The following is an 18009-nucleotide window of genomic DNA, read 5'->3' on the forward strand; positions in this document are numbered from 1 at the left end:
GGAGATGATGGACGAAGACCCGTCGGCGCTGCTGCCCGAGATCATCCTGGCGGTGGCCGCCGTGGTCGCGCTGCTGCTCGGGTCGTACCTTCCGCGCGAGCGCCAGTGGCCGGTCCGGCTGCTCACCTTCCTTTCCTGCATCGGGGGTCTGATCGCCACGGGCCTGGCGTGGGCAAGCCCTGACCGGACGGTGTTCGGCGGCACATACGCCGTCGACGTCGCCACCAACGCCGGACGCGCGATCGTCCTCGTCGCCGTGGTGCTGACCTTGGGCGTGAGCACGCACGAGTTCCGGTCATCGCCGCGGGAGAGCGAACTCTACGTACTCGTCCTGCTGGCCGCGCTGGGCACGGTCCTGCTGACCGGCGCCAACGATCTCCTGCTGCTGGTGGCCGCGTTCTTGCTGGCCAGCATCCCGTTGTACGCGATGGCCGGGTTCGCCAAGGACGACACCGGCACGGAGGGAGCGCTCAAGTTCTACCTGCTCGGAGCGCTGCTCGGGATCACGATGCTGGCAGGCGCCACCGTCCTGTTCGGCGTCGGCAGTGCGACCGCGTACGCGGAGATCGCCAAGCCGCTGGCATCGGCACCCGGCGCCGTGGTGGCGGTGGGCTTCGTCGGGGTGTTCGCCGGCCTGCTGTTCAAGATGGGTGCGGTCCCGGGACATTTCTGGGTGCCCGACGTCACCGAGGGCACCCGGCCACCAGTGGCTGCCTTCCTGACCACCGTGCCCAAGATCGGCGGTGTCATCGCCGCCTACCGGCTCGTCGCATCGGGTATGTCCGAGACCGCCGTCGACTGGCCGCTGCTGATCGCGATCGTCGCCGCGATGACGATGACACTCGGCAACCTCGCCGCGTTCTTCCAGCGGAACGTCCGACGGCTGCTCGCGTACTCGACGATCAGCCAGGTCGGCTATCTGCTGATGGCCGTCGTCGTCGCGACGCGCAGCTCCCTGGCGCTGCCGGGGCTGCTGTTCTACGTCGGCGCCTACACGGTGACGAACCTCGGCGCGTTCGCCGTGGTGTGCGCCCTGCCGAAGGCACAGCTGATCGAGGACTACCGAGGGCTCGTGCGACGCCGGCCGTGGCTGGCGGCCAGCCTGGCGGTCTGCCTTCTCGGGCTGATCGGCACACCGCCGACGGCGGTCTTCGTCGGAAAACTGACCGTCTTCACCGCCGCGTTCGACGGCGGATTCGCCTGGCTGGTTGTCGTCGCGGCGGTCAACACTGTGGCGAGCGTCTTCTACTACCTCCGCTGGATCGCTCCCGCGATGCGATCCACAGGGGACACCGATGCACCTGCCGTCGACCGGTGGGCCGCGACCACCGCCTACGTCGCAACGATCACGTCGGTTGCCCTCGGGCCACTGGCCGGAATCGTTCTAGGAGCGCTGCACGGCGAACTGGCCCTGCTCTGATCCGGTGAACGTGCCTCCGGCGACAAGGTCAACTAGGTTAGATAGTAGCCTTGCTCACGTTCCGGACGATGCGGCTCCGGAACACGTGATGCGGCGAGAAAGACCGGGGGAAGCTGTGGTTCCGTCAGGGGAAAATGCTGGAGAAACCACCACTCAACTCGAAGTCGAGCTCCCAGCGGGTACCGACCGGAATGTGCGCCCATGGTGGCGGCGCACTGCCACGATCATCGCGGCCGGAGTCCTCGGCGGACTAGCCGTGCTCTACGGCCTCGACATCGCGTTGACGGCAGGCGAGGTCCCACGCGGGACGTCAGTGGGTGGCGTTTCGATCGGCGGACTCACGCCGGCCGTCGCGGAGCAAACGCTCCGGAAGGCGATCGCGCCACGACTCTCCAAGCCGGTCCAGGTCGTGGTGGACGGCCGCGAGACCGCGTTCGTCCCGGACGCCGCGGGGGTGACTGTCGATTTCGCGGCCTCGGTCACCCAGGCGGGGACGCCGCCCCTCAATCCCTGGACACGCTTCACCTCCTTGTTCTCCGGCGAGAGCTTCCCCGTCGTCGCGCGCGGCGACGACAAGGCGCTGAACGCGACCATCGACAAGCTGCGTACCGGTGTCGATCGCGCTCTCGTGGAGGGGAACGTCCGCTTTGAGGGGCTGACTCCCGTTCCCGTGCTACCACGGGAAGGCCGACGGCTGGATCGGGCGGCGACACGGCAGGCGTTGCTGAGCGGATGGGCCTCCGCGGACCGTATCGAGCTGCCGGTCGACACCGTCCGGCCGAAAGCAACCGCCGAGAGCGTGCGGGTGGCGATCGAGCAGGTGGCGGCACCCGCGGTGTCCGGACCGGCGACCGTACGGGGCGATGGCCGAGAGTCCACAGTGTCCGCGTCGAACATCGCGGAGGCGCTGACGTTCACCCCGTCCGAGGACGGGAAGTTGGTGCCCAGCCTTGACAAGGCGAAGCTCGGCGAGCTCGCCGAGCAGCTCGCCCCGACCGAAAAGCCCGGACAAGACGCGCGGATGACCTTCGAGGGTGACCGGCCTCAGGTCGTTCCCGCCAGCGAAGGGCGTGTGGTCGACTGGGACAAGACGTTGCCCGCCCTCCTCAAGGCCACCTCCAGGGAGGGGAACCGGGCTGCCGTCGCCGAGTACCGGAACACCCAGGCTCAGGTCACCACCGAGGAGATCGCCAAGCTCGGCATCAAGGAGGTCGTCGGAGAGTTCACGACCAGCGGCTTCGCTCGGGACTCCGGGGTCAACATCCGTGTGGTCGCCGAGAAGGTCAACGGCGCGATCGTCAAGCCGGGAAGCACGTTCAGCCTCAACGACTTCACGGGTCCGCGTGGCCGCGCGCAGGGCTACGTCGAAGCCGGCGTGATCGAAGAGGGCGTGCCCGCGCGCGCCGTCGGCGGCGGGATCTCGCAGTTCGCCACGACGCTCTACAACGCCTCGTACTTCGCCGGGATGACCGACGCCGGCCACAAGGAACACAGCTTCCACATCAGCCGCTACCCGGCCGCACGAGAGGCGACCGTCTTCCAGAATCCGGACGGCAGCAGCGTGATCGACCTGAAGTTCAAGAACGACGCACCAACCGGCGTGGCGATCCAGACGATCTGGACGAACTCGTCGATCACCGTGCGACTCTGGGGCACGAAGCACGTCGCCGTCGAATCGATCCCCGGCCCCAAGCACGGTTACACCAGCCCACCGACCGTCACCAAGTCGGCCGGCTCTTGCCGGCCTGCGAAGGGCAAGTCCGGGTTCACGACCTCGGATACGCGGGTGATCCGCGACCTGAGTGGCGCCGAGATCTCCCGGTCGACCCGCACTGTCCGCTACGAACCTGAGCCCGCCATCGTCTGCTCCGACTGAGGCCACGACAGGCCTGACCTCTCGGGTCCGTCCGAGTATCTACTATGCTACCTAGTAGTTACTCGGACGGAGGCCCCATGGTCGTCAAACCCGCTCCCATCGCGCTGCGACCCGGCTCGGAACGCACTGCGCCGCCGAAGGGCTCCGTTCTCCTTCGCCTGCTGCGCACGACCGATCACAAACAGCTGGGCATCATGTACCTGGTCACGTCGTTCGCGTTCTTCATGGTCGGCGGCGCACTCGCGATGCTGATGCGCAGCGAACTGGCCCGGCCGGGGATGCAGTTCCTGTCCAACGAGCAGTACAACCAGCTGTTCACCATGCACGGCACGATCATGCTGCTGCTGTACGCGACACCGAGCATCTTCGGGTTCGCGAACTTCATCCTGCCGCTGCAGATCGGCGCCCCGGACATGGCGTTCCCTCGCCTGAACTCGTTCTCGTACTGGCTCTACCTGTTCGGCAGCTTGCTCGTGATGTCCGGCTTCCTCACCCCGGGAGGTGCGGCCGACTTCGGCTGGTTCGCCTACACGCCACTGTCCAATGCCATCTACTCCCCCGGCGTCGGGGCCGACCTCTGGATCACCGGCCTCCTGGTCTCCGGGTTGGGCACCATCCTGGGCGCGGTCAACATGATCACCACCGTGGTATGCCTTCGTTGCCCCGGGATGACGATGTACCGGATGCCGATCTTCACCTGGAACATCCTGGTCACCAGCATCCTGATCCTGATCGCGTTCCCGATCCTGACCGCGGCCCTGTTCGGCTTGCTTGCCGACCGCAGGCTCGGCGCACACGTCTACGACCCGGCGAACGGCGGCGTGATCCTCTGGCAACACCTGTTCTGGTTCTTCGGCCATCCAGAGGTCTACATCGTCGCCCTGCCGTTCTTCGGGATCGTGTCGGAGATCCTTCCGGTCTTCAGTCGCAAACCCGTGTTCGGCTACAAAGGACTCATCTGGGCGACCATCGGTATCGCGGCCACCTCCGTTTCGGTATGGGCTCACCACATGTACGCGACCGGCTCGGTACTGCTGCCGTTCTTCTCCTTCATGACCTTCCTCGTCGCGGTCCCGACCGGCGTGAAGTTCTTCAACTGGATCGGCACGATGTGGAAAGGGCAGCTGACTTTCGAGACGCCGATGCTTTTCAGCGTCGGGTTCATGGTCACCTTCCTGTTCGGCGGGCTCACGGGGGTGCTGCTCGCGGCCCCCGCGATCGATTTCCAGGTCTCCGACAGCTACTTCGTCGTCGCGCACTTCCACTACGTGCTCTACGGCACGATCGTGTTCGCCACGTTCGCCGGGATCTACTTCTGGTTCCCGAAGATCACCGGCCGCATGATGGACGAGAAGCTCGGCAAGTGGCACTTCTGGACCACGTTCATCGGCTTCCACGCCACGTTCCTGGTTCAGCACTGGCTCGGCGCCGAAGGCATGCCGCGCCGGTACGCGGACTACCTGCAGTCCGACGGGTTCACGACGCTGAACACGATCTCCACGATCGGCGCGTACATCCTCGGTGCCTCGACGCTGCCGTTCATCTGGAACGTCTTCAAGAGCTACCGGTACGGCGAGATCGTCACGGTGGACGACCCGTGGGGCTACGGCAACTCGCTCGAATGGGCGACGTCCTGCCCGCCGCCGCGGCACAACTTCACCGAGCTGCCGCGGATCCGGTCCGAGCGTCCGGCGTTCGAGCTGCACTACCCGCACATGATGGAGCGCATCCACAAGGAGGGTGAGATCGGCTTCTTCGGGAAGCAGAAGGTCAACACCCACCGGGCGCCGTCCCAGGTGCTCACCGAGGCGGCCATGCCGGGTGACCACTCCAAGGACAACCCCAGCGAGTGATGGCTCGCCACGCCGCGAGGTGTCACCGGAAAATCCATGTACTATCTAACTTCGTAGACCTCTGGACCGTGAGGGAGTCATGACACCTGCCGAGCACCTGCCGTTCCCGAACCGCCGGATGAGCCGGCGCGGATTCCTGGTGCTGGGCACCGGAACCGCCGCGGCATTGGGCTTGTCCGCCTGCTCATCCGGCGGCGGCACGCCCGCGCAGGCCAAGGTCGGGCCGACCTCGCCCCTGGTCACCAGCGCCGAGCGGGCCCGACGTGCGGCGAACGCGGCCGTGACGACGGTGGACTTGACCGCGACGGTGGGCGAGGTCGACCTCGGCGGCGTAGCGGTCAGGACGTGGACATACGGCGGAGAACTGCCTGGCAAGGAAATACGGCTCAAGCGGGGCGACGTACTGAAAGCCAACCTCGGAAACCGGCTCCCGCAGCCGACGAGCATCCATTGGCACGGCCTCGCTCTCCGCAACGACATGGACGGCGTACCCGATGTCACGCAACAGGCCGTGGCGGCGAACGCGGACTTCTCCTACGAATTCACAGTGCCCGACGCGGGGACATACTGGTTCCACCCGCACGTCGGCGTTCAACTCGATCGCGGGCTCTACGCCCCACTCATCATCGAAGATCCGGCCGACGGCAAGGACTACGACGACGAACTGGTGATAGTGCTCGACGACTGGATCGACGGAACGGGCACCGATCCGGACGCGGTCCTGGACAACCTGAAGAAGAACGGCATGGCCATGGGTCACTCGATGCCGGGCATGTCGGAAATGCCCGGCATGCCGAAGTCGGACGTCCTCGGCGGCGACGCCGGAGACGTGGTCTACCCGCATATGCTGGCCAATGGCCGGCTCGCCACCGCGCCTCGATCCTTCGACGGCAAACCCGGGCAACGGATCCGGCTCCGGTTGATCAACGCGGGCGGGGACACCGTGTTCCGGGTCGGCGTTCCCGGTGTGCCGATGCGGGTCACCCACACCGACGGTTTCCCCGCGACCACCCGGAATCCGGCCGAGACGGTCCTGATCGGCATGGGGGAACGGGTCGACGCCGTGATCACGCTCCCCGACAAGGGCGTGCCCGTCATCGCCATCGCCGAAGGCAAGAACGCCTACGCCCAGATCCTTTTGCATTCCGGCGGCAGCAAAGCAGCGACAGCGAACGACGTCGCGGTCGCAGCCCTGAAAGCGCGGCCGGTGCAAAGCCTTGCCGACTTCCAGGCCACGCCTGAAGTCGCCCTGCCCGCCAAGAATCCGGACGTCGTCCACGACATGGTCCTGGCCGGACCGGGCGCCAAGTACGACTGGACGATCAACGGCAAGCCCTTCAAGCCCGACGACGGCCTGCCAATCCGGCAAGGGCAGCGGGTCCGGCTGCGCTTCGTGAACGACTCGGACATGTACCACCCGATGCACCTGCACGGCCACACGTTCCAGGTGGGCGGCCAGAACGATCTCGGCGCTCGCAAGGACACCGCGATCGTCCTCCCCCGCACGACCTTGGAAGTCGACTTCGACGCGAACAATCCCGGGCAGTGGCTCACGCACTGCCACAACATCTACCACGGCGAGGCCGGGATGATGGCCGTTGTGTCCTATGTGGAGTGAACCGTCCCGTCGATGGACGGCCGCGGTGGTGGCCGCGGCGCTGAGCGCGCTCGCGGTCGGGGTGCCGACCGACGTCATCGACACGTCCTACTTCACCCGCATGACACCGATCCGCTGGTGGGAATACCCCGTATTGGCACTCACCGCGGTCCTCACCGGGCTCTGGGTGTCCATTCCACGTCCCCAAAGCGACACCCGGGGGCGTGGCAGGGTGATCGGCTCGGTGACCGCCGCGGTGTTCGCCGTCGGATGCCCGGTGTGCAACAAGATCGTCGTGGGACTGCTCGGTGTTTCCGGTGCGCTCGGGTTGTGGGCACCCGTTCAGCCCGTACTCGCCGTACTGTCGGTGGTCGCCCTGGGCGCCGCCGTGGCGATTCGCTGGCGGCAGCGAGAGTGCAATACAGAAGCCTGCGCGCCGGAAATCACAACGGAGGCCAGCCCAGCCGGGCGAACCACGCCAGCATCCGGCTCATCAGCAGCGTCCAGCCACCCGTGAGCATCGCGATACCCATCGCCATCAGCAAAGCGCCACCGACAATCTCGATCTTCCTCGTATGCCTGCGCAGCCGGCCCAGGCCGCGTTGGCCCCGCACCACGCCGAACGCCACGAGCAGGAACGGCACACCGAGTCCCATCGAGTAGGCGAACAGCAGCAACGCGCCGGTACCGACAGTCGCCGTGCTCGCCGCGGTCGCGAGGATGGACGCGAGCACCGGTCCCACACAGGGTGTCCACCCCAGCCCGAACGCCACGCCCAGGACGGCCGCTCCGGCCGGACCGCCCCGCACACGATGCAGGTCGAACCGAAGTTCCCTGCGCAGCAAAGGAATCCGGACGACCCCCAGCATGAGCAGGCCCATCACGATCACCAGCACGCCGCCGATGACCGTCAACGTCTGCTTCTGCTGTGCCAGTAGCAAACCCAGCGCCGAAGCCGTCATCCCGAGCACGACGAACACCGTGGTGAAGCCGAGGATGAACAACAACGAGGCGCCAGCGACACGACGTTTGCTCAGCGTGGTGATCGTTCCGTCCACAGAGGACCGCCCGACTCCGGACATGTAGGACACATAGCCGGGTAGCAGCGGAAGCACGCACGGTGAAGTGCACGAGATGATCCCCGCCACGATGGCCAGCGACAGCGATGCGTACAACTCCACGTCAGAACCTGTCTGTCGGAACCCGGACGAGTGGCCGGCTCCAGCCGACTGTAATCTACTAGCAATGTTAGTAGAGCAGCGGGATGCCGTGGTGGCCGTGACGGATCTGGACGTCCGCGTCCACCGCAGTCCTGTCCTGCGCGGACTCGACCTCGTGGTGCGCCCCGGCGAAGTGTTCGGTGTCCTCGGCCCCAACGGCTCGGGAAAGAGCACGTTGCTTCGCGTCCTGGCCACCCTTCTGCGACCGGCCGGAGGGCGCGGAACCGTGCTCGGCGCACGGCTCGGCACCTCGCACGCCCAGAGCGTCAGGCCGTCGATCGCGCTGGTCGGGCATCAGTCAGCTTTGCATCCACTGCTGACGCTGGAAGAGAATCTGCGCTACGTAGCCACGCTGACCGGGCAAGGAGAGTCGGCGGTCACCGCCGCGCTGGACCTCGTGGGTTTGGGACAGGCGGCTCACCGTCGAGCGGACCAGTGCTCACAGGGAATGCTCCGTCGCGCCGACCTCGCACGGATCGTCTTGACCGCTCCGAAGCTGCTGTTGCTCGACGAACCCCACGCCGGTTTGGACCCCGCGTCGTTCGGGTTGGTCGATCTGGTGGTGCACCGGGTCCGTATCCGCGGCGGTGCGGCGGTCGTGGTCTCGCACGACATCCCTCGGCTGACGTCGCTGGCCGACCGGCTCGCTCTCCTCGAGGGCGGGCGGCTGGTGCCGTGCGTCCACGAGTTCGCGCCGGAAGGTGAGCACCGATGACCACGCCGCTGCGGCAAGCCGGTGCCGTCGCCCGCACCGAGTTGCGGATCGAGGGCCGTTCCGGTGAGACGCTCTGGGTGATCGCGCCGTTCGGGGCGGTGGCGCTGTTGCTCGTGCCGCTGGCCGTGGGTGCCGACCGCCCGCTGCTCGCGCAGCTCGGCCTGGGGATGTACTGGGTCGTGGTGCTGCTGTTCGGCCTGCTCGTCACCCTGCGGCAGTCCACGACCGATTCGCCTGAGCACCTGGGGATGCTGCGGCTGGCAGGAGTCGCACCGTCGGCCCGGCTCGCGGGTCGCGCGGCCGCGACCACGGTCGTGCTGCTGGCTTTCGAGATGCTGTTGCTACCCGCCTTGGTCGTGTTCTACCAGCCGCCGATGCACGGCTGGGCGTGGCTGTCTGCCGTCTTGCCCGTCACAGCCGCGGGACTGGCCGCGCTCGGCACCCTCGCCGGCGCCGTCGTCCGTGGCCTGGCCGGGCGTGGCACGCTCGGCCCCCTGCTGGTCTGCCCGCTCGCGCTTCCGCTGCTGCTCGGCGCCACGGAAGTGATCAAGACGGCGGCCTACGGACGGAATCCGTGGCCCTGGCTCCTGCTGCTGGTCACCACCACCGCGATCGGCTGGCTCGGTCTGCTGCTGAGCGCGAACGCCTGTGAGGAGAACGCATGAACCCGCTCGGACGACGACTGCCGGTAGCCACTGTCGTCGTGCTCGCCGCTGGGCTGGCCGGCGCAGTCCTCGCGCCGCCGGACCGCATCCAGGGCGAGTACCAGCGTTTGATGTACGTCCACGTGCCGGCGGCGTGGACCGCCTACCTGTGCTTCGTGATCACCTTCGTGGCGAGCGGACTGTGGTTGTGGCGGCGGAAGGAACGCTTCGACCGGCTCGCGGCCGCCAGCGCGGAGGTCGGCGTGCTGTTCACCGGGCTGACGATCGCGCTGGGTTCCTGGTGGGGAAAACCGGTCTGGGGTGTGTGGTGGACCTGGGATCCCCGGCTGATCACGACCGCGCTGATGTTCTTCGTCTACCTCGGCTATCTCGCGCTCCGGCGCGCGACGCTCGATCCTGTCGCGCGGGCACGGCGCGCGGCCGTGCTCGGTGCCGTCGCATTCGTGCAGGTGCCCATCGTGCACCTGTCGGTGGTGTGGTGGCGGGCTCTGCACCAGCCACCGACCATCCTGAAACCGGGCGACCCGTCCATCGACCATCGCATGCTGCTGGTGCTGCTGGTCAACGTGCTCGGATTCACCCTGCTCGCGATAACTCTGCTGCGAGCCCGCACTCGCGTGTCCTCGTTGGAGGAGGACCTCGCCACCGCCCAAGCCACCGCCGACAACCGGCTGGCCGGTCTAGCGGTGGCCGCACCACGACTGGAAGGACCGCCGAACAATGTCTGAATGGGCCTGGGTGATCATCGGCTTCCTAGTCACCTTCGGCGTTCTCGTCGCGTACACGGTCAAGCTGGTCCAGCGGACCAGGGCCATCGAGCGCGAGTTGGGGCGTGACCGGTGAAGCGGTATCGGCTGCTCGCCGTTTCGGGGATCGGCGTCGTCGCGGTGCTCGTCGGTGTCCTCGTCTTCGGTAACCTGAACGGCAACCTCGTCTACTACCTCACGCCGAATGAGGCCTTGGCCAAACATGCCGACTACGCCGAAGGCCGGCGTTTCCAGCTCGGCGGATTCGTCCGGCCGGGAAGCGAGCGGCGCACGGCCGACGGGCTCGCCTTCGTCGTGACCTCCGAGGTGCGCCCGGACAGCGCCGCGGTCGTCGTGCTGCATACCGGCCCGGTCGCGCAGCTTTTCCAGCCCGGCATCGGCGTGGTGGTCGAAGGCTCCTGGCGCGGCGGAGAATTCCTCTCGGACACCATGATCGTCAAGCACGACGAGAACTACCGTCCGCCGGATCCGACGCCGCAGCCGGGCCCTGGAGGTGACCCCCGATGACGCAAGTAGTACCGGCCGCGGGCTGGGGCGGCGCGTTGCTCGGCCTGGCCGCCTCGCTTGTCCTCGCCCTGTACGGCTTCCGCGCACAACACCGCCCTGGCACGGTGAGAATCGGTCAGTTACGGGCTGCCTCCTCGGTGATGGCCGGTGGCGCGGTTCTGTCCATGGCGGCTCTCGAAACCGCTCTGCTGACCGACAACTTCGCGATGTCGTACGTCGCGGAGACTCACGCGCGCGCGACCCCGCTGCTGTTCACGATCACCAGCGCGTGGTCCGGACTCGGCGGCAGTATCGTGCTGTGGACGCTGGTACTCGCCGGCTACATCTTCGTCGCGGGCCGAAAGCTCACTGGGGCCGACGACCGGCTCGGGACAGGTGCGCTCGGCGTTATGGGACTGGTCGCCGCTTTCTTCTTCGGGATGGTGACCACGGTCGCCAACCCGTTCAAGATCCTGGCCACTCCGCCCATCGACGGACCGGGCCCGAATCCCTTGCTGCGTAACGACATCATGGTGGCGATTCACCCGCCGCTGCTTTATCTCGGCTTCGTCGGCTTCACGGTGTCCTTCGCCTACGCGATGTCGGCGCTGGTGCTCCGGCGGGGCGGTGTCGACTGGCTGGTGCGGACCCGGCGGGCGAATCTCGTGGCCTGGACCTTTCTGACCGCGGGCCTGATCGTGGGCGCCTGGTGGTCGTACGAGGTCCTCGGCTGGGGCGGCTACTGGGCGTGGGACCCGGTGGAGAACGCCGCGCTGATCCCCTGGCTGGTGGCCACGGCGTTCATCCACTCCTCCGTGGTGCAGGTCAAACGCGGAATGTTGCAGGCATGGAATTTCGTGCTGGCACTCGCGACGTTCGCGCTCACCATCCTCGGCACGTTCCTCACCCGCTCGTCGGTGGTCGCGTCGGTGCACTCGTTCACACAGTCCGGTGTCGGCCCCGCCTTGCTCGGATTCCTCGTCGTGGTGCTGGTCGCCGGATTCACGCTGTTCGCACTGCGCGGCGAGGACATCGCCACGCGAACACGATCCCTGCGACTCGGCAGTCGCGAGGGCATGTTCCTGGTGAACAACCTCTTGCTGTGCCTATTCGCCTTCGTCGTCCTGCTCGGCACGCTCTACCCGATCTTCGTAGAAGCCCTCAACGGCGGACAGGTGTCGGTGGGGCGGCCGTTCTTCGACCGAATGGCCGTGCCGCTGTCGTTCGCGTTGCTCTTGGCGATGGGCGCGGGACCGTTCACGCCCTACCGCTGGGCGACGCCGGGTCTACTGTGGACACGGTTACGCGTACCGCTTCTGCTCGGAAGCGCGGCAGCCGCGGTCGCGACAGCCGAAGGTCTCCGGTCGGTCGGCGCCGTCGCGGTGGTGCTCCTGGCGGTGACGATCGGCGCGGCGAGTATCCGGCAGCTGCTGGTCGCCTCGCCGAACCGGCGGCCGCGAGGGTTGTGGCGGCTGGTCACCGGACAGCGCGCCTACTGGGGCGGGCAGCTCGCGCACATCGGTGTCGCCGTCGTCGCCGTGGCGATCTCCGTCTCCGGCGCCACCACGAGCCGGGCCACCGTGACCCTCACGCCGGGAGGCACGGCGGAGTTCGCCGGCTACACCGTCACCCTCGACACCACCGAGCAGCACGTCGAGCCCGACCGGACGCTACGCGACGCACACCTCGTGTTCCGCGAAGACGGCCGAGTCGTATGGACGGCAGAGCCCCGGCTCGAGACCTTCGTGAACCAGCCACAGGCGGTCGGCACGCCGACCGTGTGGAGCACGGTGGGCCGGGACATCTACGTGGCGCTCGCCCAGCTCACGCCACAGAGCGTGACGGTGAGCCTCTACCGCTATCCGCTGATGTCGTGGCTCTGGGTCGGAGGGTTCATGATCGCCGTCGGCGGGCTCTGGGCGCTCACCGGACGGCGGCGTGGCCGCTTGGAGCACTTAGCGGCCGAGACGGCTCCCTCACAGAAGACGAAAGCCGATGCGTAGCCGAGTCGTGAGTCTCGCCTGCATCGCCGGCGTGCTCATCCTGCTGGGCATCGTGACGGCCCAGCTGATGAGCACCGGCGGGCGGGAAGACCGAGCCTACGAACTCGAGCAACGGCTGCGTTGCCCGGTGTGCAAGAGCGTCTCGATCGCCGAGTCACCCTCCGAAACCGCCACCGCGATGCGGCAGGTCGTGCAGGAGCAGGTCGCCGCAGGCCGCAGTGAGGAGGAAATCGTCGGCTTCTTCCGCTCCCGGTACGGCGACTGGGTTCTGCTCGACCCGCCCGCCCACGGCCCGACGCTACTGCTGTGGCTCCTGCCTGTGGCAGGCGTGCTTGCGGGCGCCGCTGGGCTCGGCATCTTCCTGCGACGTCGCCAAGTGGTCCTCGTCGTACCGGAGGACCAGCGCGATCGGATCGCACAAGCCCTGGAGCGAACACGTGACCGATACCGTCGTGAGGATCTCCTGTGACTCGTGAACGAGAACGCCTCGAGGAAGAGCGCGAGCAAGCGCTCCGGGATCTGCTGGCGCTGGAGGTGCAGATCCGCACCGGCGAGGTCCCGGTCGAGGCCGGGCAACGGCTGCGCACGGAGTACGAACGAGCCGCCGCGGACGCGATGGCTCGGCTCGACGGGCTCGATAAGCCCGGTACCCACACACCGTCCCGGGTCAGTGTCGCCCGGACGCTCGCCTACGTCGTCACCGTACTGGTCGCAGGGCTCGCCGCGGCCGTCGTCCTCCCCGGGTCAGTCCAGCCCAGGCCGGCGAACGGCTTCGTGACCGGCAACGAGGTCACGCAGAGCAGCGTGGTCCCGTCGCCTTTGCCCACCGGCGGCGATGCGGCGGGAACGGCCCTGTGGATGAGGGCCAACGTCGAACTGTTCGGTCGCAACGATCCGGCTGCGGCCCTCCGTACCCTCGAGCAACTCCAAACGCGGCCCGACCTGCTCCCGGAAACCCGCCGGGACGTCGAAGCCCTGATCGCCACCGCTCGCCGCGAACTCGACAGGAACGGCCGATGAGCACCGAATCCGCCGATCCCCGTACTTCGACGATGCGATGGCTGCGCTGGGTGGCCCTCGCCGCAGCCATCGCCGCGGTCGTCGTCGGCGCATTGCTCGGCACCCGCCTCGGCAAGGACCCGACGCTGGTCGATACCCCGTTGATCGGCAAGCCCGCGCCTGAGCTCTCGTTGCCGTACCTGGAACACGAGGGCGAACTGGACCTCGCGTCGCTACGCGGCCGAATCGTCGTCATCAACTTCTGGGCGTCGTGGTGCGTCCCCTGCCGTGAAGAGCAACCGACCCTCGTGGCGGCAGCAGACGCGTACGGCGAGGCGGGAGTGACCTTCGTCGGGATCAGCTATCAGGATCAGCGCAAACCCGCGATCGGGTTCCTCGACGAACTCGGCCGCGGCAAGGGCTACCAGTACGTCAACGATCCTGGTTCTCGCGCCGCCATGGACTTCGGTGTCATCGGCATCCCGGAAACGTTCTTCCTCGACCGGACCGGGACTATCGTCGCCAAGATCACCGGACCGACCGATCCACCGCTGCTCGCGAGCACGCTCGACGACATCCAGGCGGGCCGCCAGCCGCGGTCCCGCACGGACGGACCCGTCCAGTCCGAGCCGTCCTAACCCACCGCCAGAATGATCGCCACCGCGAGCACCAGCACGCACACGGCCATCGTCACGGCACGGCCGACCGCGGTTCGCGAATCGTTGCGCAACGGGAACAGGAGCTGCCGGGCGAACGTATAAGCCGCGACCGCGCCCGCGAAGATCATCCCGCCGACCGCAGGCTCGCCACCGAGCACGAGACTCAGCGTGACGATTCCGAGAACCAGCGCGACGGCCGCCTCGACGAGCTGGACCGGGAGCCTGCGAACTCCCAACCTCCGATCGGAAGACCACAAGCCCCATCGGGAAGTCGTCGGTCGTCCCGCACAGCATCCGGTGAGAAAGCAGCCAGGCCGGCCTACGGCCATGCCGAGGAAGATGCCCGGCGTCGTCAAGTCCAGGAGTCTCCCCATCGGGATGCCCACCGCCACGGCACCCAACGCCACCACGGCCAGCGCGACGAGAAGAAAGCCTTGAATACACGCACCGGAGTTCATGAACGTGCGTGGATGCCGTCGATGCAAGGCGAGATACCACGCCTTCGCCCCGACGAACCCGAGCGCACAGCCGATGAGCGAGACGGCGAGCACCCCCACGACGCCATACCCGGACCGAGCAACCAGGACCGCCTGGAGTACGAGCGCCACCACCGCGCCCAGTCCGACCAGCAACGGCCAGGACAGCAACCGCACACCTGGGCCCTGTCCCAGGACGCCCGGCCGCGCGACCACGTCGACGACCCGCCTCGGCAGGTGCCTCGACGCGGCTGAGCCTCGTCCCGCCGCAGTGTCCGGCCTCGCCGTGACTCGCCAGCTGCCCGGGTTGACGCCCGGCACCTTCGTCGTGAGGGCCGTCCGTCCGCTACCCGGGATGATCTCGACACGCTCGATCACGTCGAACCGGTCGCCGGGGCCCGGCTTACCCATGACATCGGTCCTCACTCCGGTGAATCGGATCACCGCCGGATAAGGGGCACCGGAACCAGGGGCATCGAACCAGTAGGTGGCCGCGACTCCGTGTGGCAGCACCTCCGCGGCGACGCCGTCCATGCATCCCACCGCCGCCGCGCGACCTTGTCCTGTGCGTCCGCCAGCCTCCGTCGGACCGGTTTCGGTCCTGGTTCGGACAGCCACTGGCGCGGATGGGGCAGGCCGTGGGCGGGCCAGTGCGGGCGGCAGGACGCCGTCGGTCCGCGCGGGACCCGCCGCCCGCTGTGTCGGCTCTGTGTGCTGCACCGGGCGGGTCGTGGTCTTCGCCGACTTGTTCCGAGCCTTTTTGCCCACAGCGACACACTTCCTCACAAGTCGACTAACTACTATTCACAATAGTACTAGCTCTCGTAGTGGTTCGTGTCGACCTTGCCTCGCCGCCGAAGAAACCCGGAAGCCGGCCACGCTGACGACCGGGACCTCACCCACAGGACCAGCGCAGCGGCAACGGCCCCTGTCGCCGTCGCGATCAGCACTTGCTCAGCCCAGGGCCCCAGCCGGTCGGCCATCGTGAGATCCCGTCGCAGCGGGACCGTGTCGATCAACGTCGTCGCGGTGAACTGGCTGGAAGCCCGGGCGACCGTGCCGTCAGGCCGGATGATGGCGCTGACCCCGCTGGTCGCGGCGACCAGCACCGCGCGACCGTGCTCGACTGCCCGCAACCTGGCCATGGCGAGCTGCTGGTAGGTCATTTCGCTTCGTCCGTACCACGCGTTGTTGGTCGGCACGGTCAACAGTTCAGCCCCCGCCCGGACGGCGTCGCGGCCCGCCTGGTCGTAAGCGACCTCGTAGCAGATCGATGCACCGACGACCGTCCCACCCAACCGCAATGCCGCCGGAATCCCGGTTCCCGGCGAGATGTCTTCGCCACTATCGGTAAAGGGAGTGACCAGCCGGGCGATCTCCCGCGCGGGCATGTACTCCCCGAACGGCACCAGCCGCTGTTTCGCGTAGCGTTGCCCAGGTCCCTCGCCAGGTTGCCAGACGATGGCGATGTTCTGATTGCGTCCATCAGGCAGGCGCTCGAGTGCTCCGACGAGCACTGGAACACCAAGTTCGTTCACCAGTTCGCCGAGCCGGTCTTCATCTGCAGGTATCCGCACCGCGGTCTCGGGCCAGACGACCAGGTCAGGCTTCGGGACCCGGCCTGCGCGCACCTGTTCGGCCAGCCGTCGAAACTCGGCGAAATGGTTGTCACGCAGTACATCTCGCTCGCCGAGCAGGGCCAGTCCGCGATCCGGGGCATTGCCCTGCAGTACCGCGACCGTCCGGTCGCCCGCCTCCGCGTTGCCATCGACGCTTGCCCACGCCGCCATCCCGAGGACAACCGGCAGGACCACAGCCAGCCCGGGCGCGATGAGGACACGGCGAAATCGCCATCCGATCTCTCGGGCACGCAGCACAAGTCGTGACAGCCCGAAGCCACAGAGCACCACCGCGAATCCCACCAACGGAGCGCCACCGAAGGAAGCCAACGGCAAAAAGATCCCTTCAGGCTGCGTGAACCCGATACGTCCCCAGGGAAATCCCCCGAACGGAAACCACATGCGCGGCGTCTCCATGGCTATGACCACCGCCGCCATCCAGCCGGTTCCCCACGGAAGGCGTTGAACTACCGCGGACAACCCGGCCGCGACGGCGAAGTAGAGCGCCATCGTCGCGGACAACGCCAGCCAGGGCCACGGCCCGAAGTCCGCACCGAGGAAATCCTGCAACCAGGAGAGTTGTGGAACGAAGAACGCGAGTCCGAAAAGGAATCCGCGACCGGCGCCTTGCCGAAACCGGCAACCGTGCAAGGCCAGTCCGAGTACAGCGAACGCCACTGGCGCCAACCACCACCAGGCCCGGGGGGCCAGGCTGAAGTAGAGGATCACTCCGGCGAGTACGGCCGGAACGCCTGAGCGCAGTGCGTACCGCAGCGTTCGAGCAAATCTCAGGTCTCGTCGCCACACACGCTCATACTACCGTGCATAGTAGTTTGTTACGAGCACAGCACCCAGCCGTACTCACCGTTCGTCGCCGACCTCCGCGCCACGATCCTTCAGCCACCGCAACGGGTCCGCCTTTCGACCACCAGGCTCCCAGACCTCAAAGTGCAGATGAGGCCCGGTCGAGATCCCCTTGTTGCCGACCTCGGCGATCACTTGCCCCGCCTCGACACGCTGCCCGACACGCACGCCGTAGTCGTTGATGTGGCCGTAAACGGTGATCGTTCCGTCGTCATGCCGAATGCGAACCCACAACCCGAACCCACTGGCAGGCCCCGCGTCGATCACGATTCCCCGCATCGGAGTCCGGATGGGAGTGCCGATCTTGTTGGCGATATCCAGCCCATAGTGAGTACTGCCCCACCGGGGACCGAAGTTCGAAGTGATCACGCCGATCACCGGCGGATACACCTTCTTCCGGGCAGCCTCTTCGGCCTGCTTGCGAGCCGCTTCTTCCTTCGCCGTTTTCTCGCGCGCCACCCTGTCCTGCCGGACGCGCTCGGCGGTCCGCAGGACCGCGACCTCATCCTGCTGAGGCCGCGCGACAACCGGCAACAACATGCCGGCCGCAGAACTCCCGCCTCCGGCGGTCAGCGCCGCGTTCATCACCGGCTCCCGAGGAGGCGACGCGCCACCATCGTCGATTCCGGTTTGCGTCGCGGCCGCCGCGGCACCCGCACTGAGACCGAAGAGGAAGATTCCCGCGCGCCACGCCGTCCGAACGCGGACTCCAGTTCTGGAGTGATAGCCGGCCACGAAAGCACCTCTCGGTCGGGAACAAGCTCACCGCCGCGGCACGCTACCACTATGG

General features: G+C 67.3%; 18 protein-coding genes. 14 read left to right on the top strand and 4 right to left on the bottom strand.

Going from position 1 to position 18009, the window contains the following annotated elements; translation table 11 throughout:
• Positions 1-4: 4 nt before the first annotated feature.
• From H4W30_RS11860 to H4W30_RS11880, 5 genes are all read left to right on the top strand, one after another.
• A complete protein-coding gene (locus H4W30_RS11860) occupies positions 5-1420 on the top strand; it encodes an NADH-quinone oxidoreductase subunit N (RefSeq protein ID WP_318780621.1) in 1416 nt (471 codons plus the stop codon).
• A gap of 193 nt (positions 1421-1613) precedes the next feature.
• A complete protein-coding gene (locus H4W30_RS11865) occupies positions 1614-3296 on the top strand; it encodes a VanW family protein (RefSeq protein ID WP_318780589.1) in 1683 nt (560 codons plus the stop codon).
• A gap of 77 nt (positions 3297-3373) precedes the next feature.
• Positions 3374-5149, top strand: a complete 1776-nt coding sequence (gene ctaD / locus H4W30_RS11870; RefSeq protein ID WP_192742894.1) for an aa3-type cytochrome oxidase subunit I — start codon at positions 3374-3376, stop codon at positions 5147-5149.
• Between the two features lie 79 nt (positions 5150-5228).
• On the top strand, positions 5229-6767 hold the full coding sequence (locus tag H4W30_RS11875; protein WP_192742895.1) for a multicopper oxidase family protein: 1539 nt from the start codon (positions 5229-5231) through the stop codon (positions 6765-6767).
• Positions 6768-6795: 28 nt separating this feature from the next.
• A complete protein-coding gene (locus tag H4W30_RS11880; RefSeq protein ID WP_192742896.1) occupies positions 6796-7263 on the top strand; it encodes a hypothetical protein in 468 nt (155 codons plus the stop codon).
• Here H4W30_RS11880 and H4W30_RS11885 read toward each other — a convergent pair.
• Positions 7190-7927 carry a cytochrome c biogenesis CcdA family protein gene (locus tag H4W30_RS11885; RefSeq protein WP_192742897.1) on the bottom strand — a complete coding sequence of 246 codons (738 nt, stop codon included), beginning with the start codon at positions 7925-7927 and terminating at the stop codon, positions 7190-7192. The genes H4W30_RS11880 and H4W30_RS11885 overlap by 74 nt on opposite strands.
• A 64-nt stretch (positions 7928-7991) precedes the next feature.
• Between H4W30_RS11885 and H4W30_RS11890 the strand changes: the two genes are divergently transcribed.
• The 9 genes from H4W30_RS11890 to H4W30_RS11925 are packed head-to-tail and all read left to right on the top strand — an operon-like array spanning position 7992 to position 14239.
• Positions 7992-8681 (top strand): ATP-binding cassette domain-containing protein, encoded by a 690-nt coding sequence (locus tag H4W30_RS11890; protein ID WP_192742898.1) that lies wholly within the window; start codon positions 7992-7994, stop codon positions 8679-8681.
• Complete coding sequence (locus H4W30_RS11895; protein ID WP_192742899.1) at positions 8678-9346, top strand: heme exporter protein CcmB; 669 nt, start codon at positions 8678-8680, stop codon at positions 9344-9346. Before H4W30_RS11890 ends, H4W30_RS11895 begins: the two co-directional genes overlap by 4 nt.
• Positions 9343-10074, top strand: a complete 732-nt coding sequence (gene ccsA, locus H4W30_RS11900; RefSeq protein WP_192742900.1) for a cytochrome c biogenesis protein CcsA — start codon at positions 9343-9345, stop codon at positions 10072-10074. The genes H4W30_RS11895 and ccsA overlap by 4 nt, the downstream gene beginning before the upstream one ends.
• Positions 10067-10189, top strand: coding sequence for a hypothetical protein (locus H4W30_RS44180; RefSeq protein WP_257484912.1), 123 nt, complete (start codon positions 10067-10069; stop codon positions 10187-10189). Before ccsA ends, H4W30_RS44180 begins: the two co-directional genes overlap by 8 nt.
• Positions 10186-10620, top strand: a complete 435-nt coding sequence (locus H4W30_RS11905; RefSeq protein WP_192742901.1) for a cytochrome c maturation protein CcmE — start codon at positions 10186-10188, stop codon at positions 10618-10620. Before H4W30_RS44180 ends, H4W30_RS11905 begins: the two co-directional genes overlap by 4 nt.
• Positions 10617-12602 (top strand): heme lyase CcmF/NrfE family subunit, encoded by a 1986-nt coding sequence (locus tag H4W30_RS11910; protein WP_192742902.1) that lies wholly within the window; start codon positions 10617-10619, stop codon positions 12600-12602. Before H4W30_RS11905 ends, H4W30_RS11910 begins: the two co-directional genes overlap by 4 nt.
• Positions 12595-13071, top strand: a complete 477-nt coding sequence (locus H4W30_RS11915; RefSeq protein WP_192742903.1) for a cytochrome c-type biogenesis protein — start codon at positions 12595-12597, stop codon at positions 13069-13071. Before H4W30_RS11910 ends, H4W30_RS11915 begins: the two co-directional genes overlap by 8 nt.
• On the top strand, positions 13068-13622 hold the full coding sequence (locus H4W30_RS11920) for a hypothetical protein (RefSeq protein WP_192742904.1): 555 nt from the start codon (positions 13068-13070) through the stop codon (positions 13620-13622). Before H4W30_RS11915 ends, H4W30_RS11920 begins: the two co-directional genes overlap by 4 nt.
• Complete coding sequence (locus H4W30_RS11925) at positions 13619-14239, top strand: TlpA family protein disulfide reductase (RefSeq protein ID WP_225949290.1); 621 nt, start codon at positions 13619-13621, stop codon at positions 14237-14239. The genes H4W30_RS11920 and H4W30_RS11925 overlap by 4 nt, the downstream gene beginning before the upstream one ends.
• Here H4W30_RS11925 and H4W30_RS11930 read toward each other — a convergent pair.
• The 3 genes from H4W30_RS11930 to H4W30_RS11940 form a co-directional block, all read right to left on the bottom strand.
• Positions 14236-15147, bottom strand: a complete 912-nt coding sequence (locus tag H4W30_RS11930; protein WP_192742905.1) for a prolipoprotein diacylglyceryl transferase family protein — start codon at positions 15145-15147, stop codon at positions 14236-14238. The two genes, H4W30_RS11925 and H4W30_RS11930, sit on opposite strands and share 4 nt — an antisense overlap.
• A gap of 404 nt (positions 15148-15551) precedes the next feature.
• Positions 15552-17084 (bottom strand): apolipoprotein N-acyltransferase, encoded by a 1533-nt coding sequence (lnt, locus tag H4W30_RS11935; RefSeq protein WP_318780590.1) that lies wholly within the window; start codon positions 17082-17084, stop codon positions 15552-15554.
• Positions 17085-17216: 132 nt separating this feature from the next.
• Entirely contained in the window at positions 17217-17954 is a 738-nt protein-coding gene (locus H4W30_RS11940; RefSeq protein WP_318780591.1) for a M23 family metallopeptidase, read from the bottom strand.
• Between the last annotated feature and the right edge of the window lie 55 nt (positions 17955-18009).

It is taken from the genome of Amycolatopsis roodepoortensis, assembly GCF_014873915.1.
GTDB classification, from domain to species: Bacteria; Actinomycetota; Actinomycetes; order Mycobacteriales; family Pseudonocardiaceae; genus Amycolatopsis; species Amycolatopsis roodepoortensis.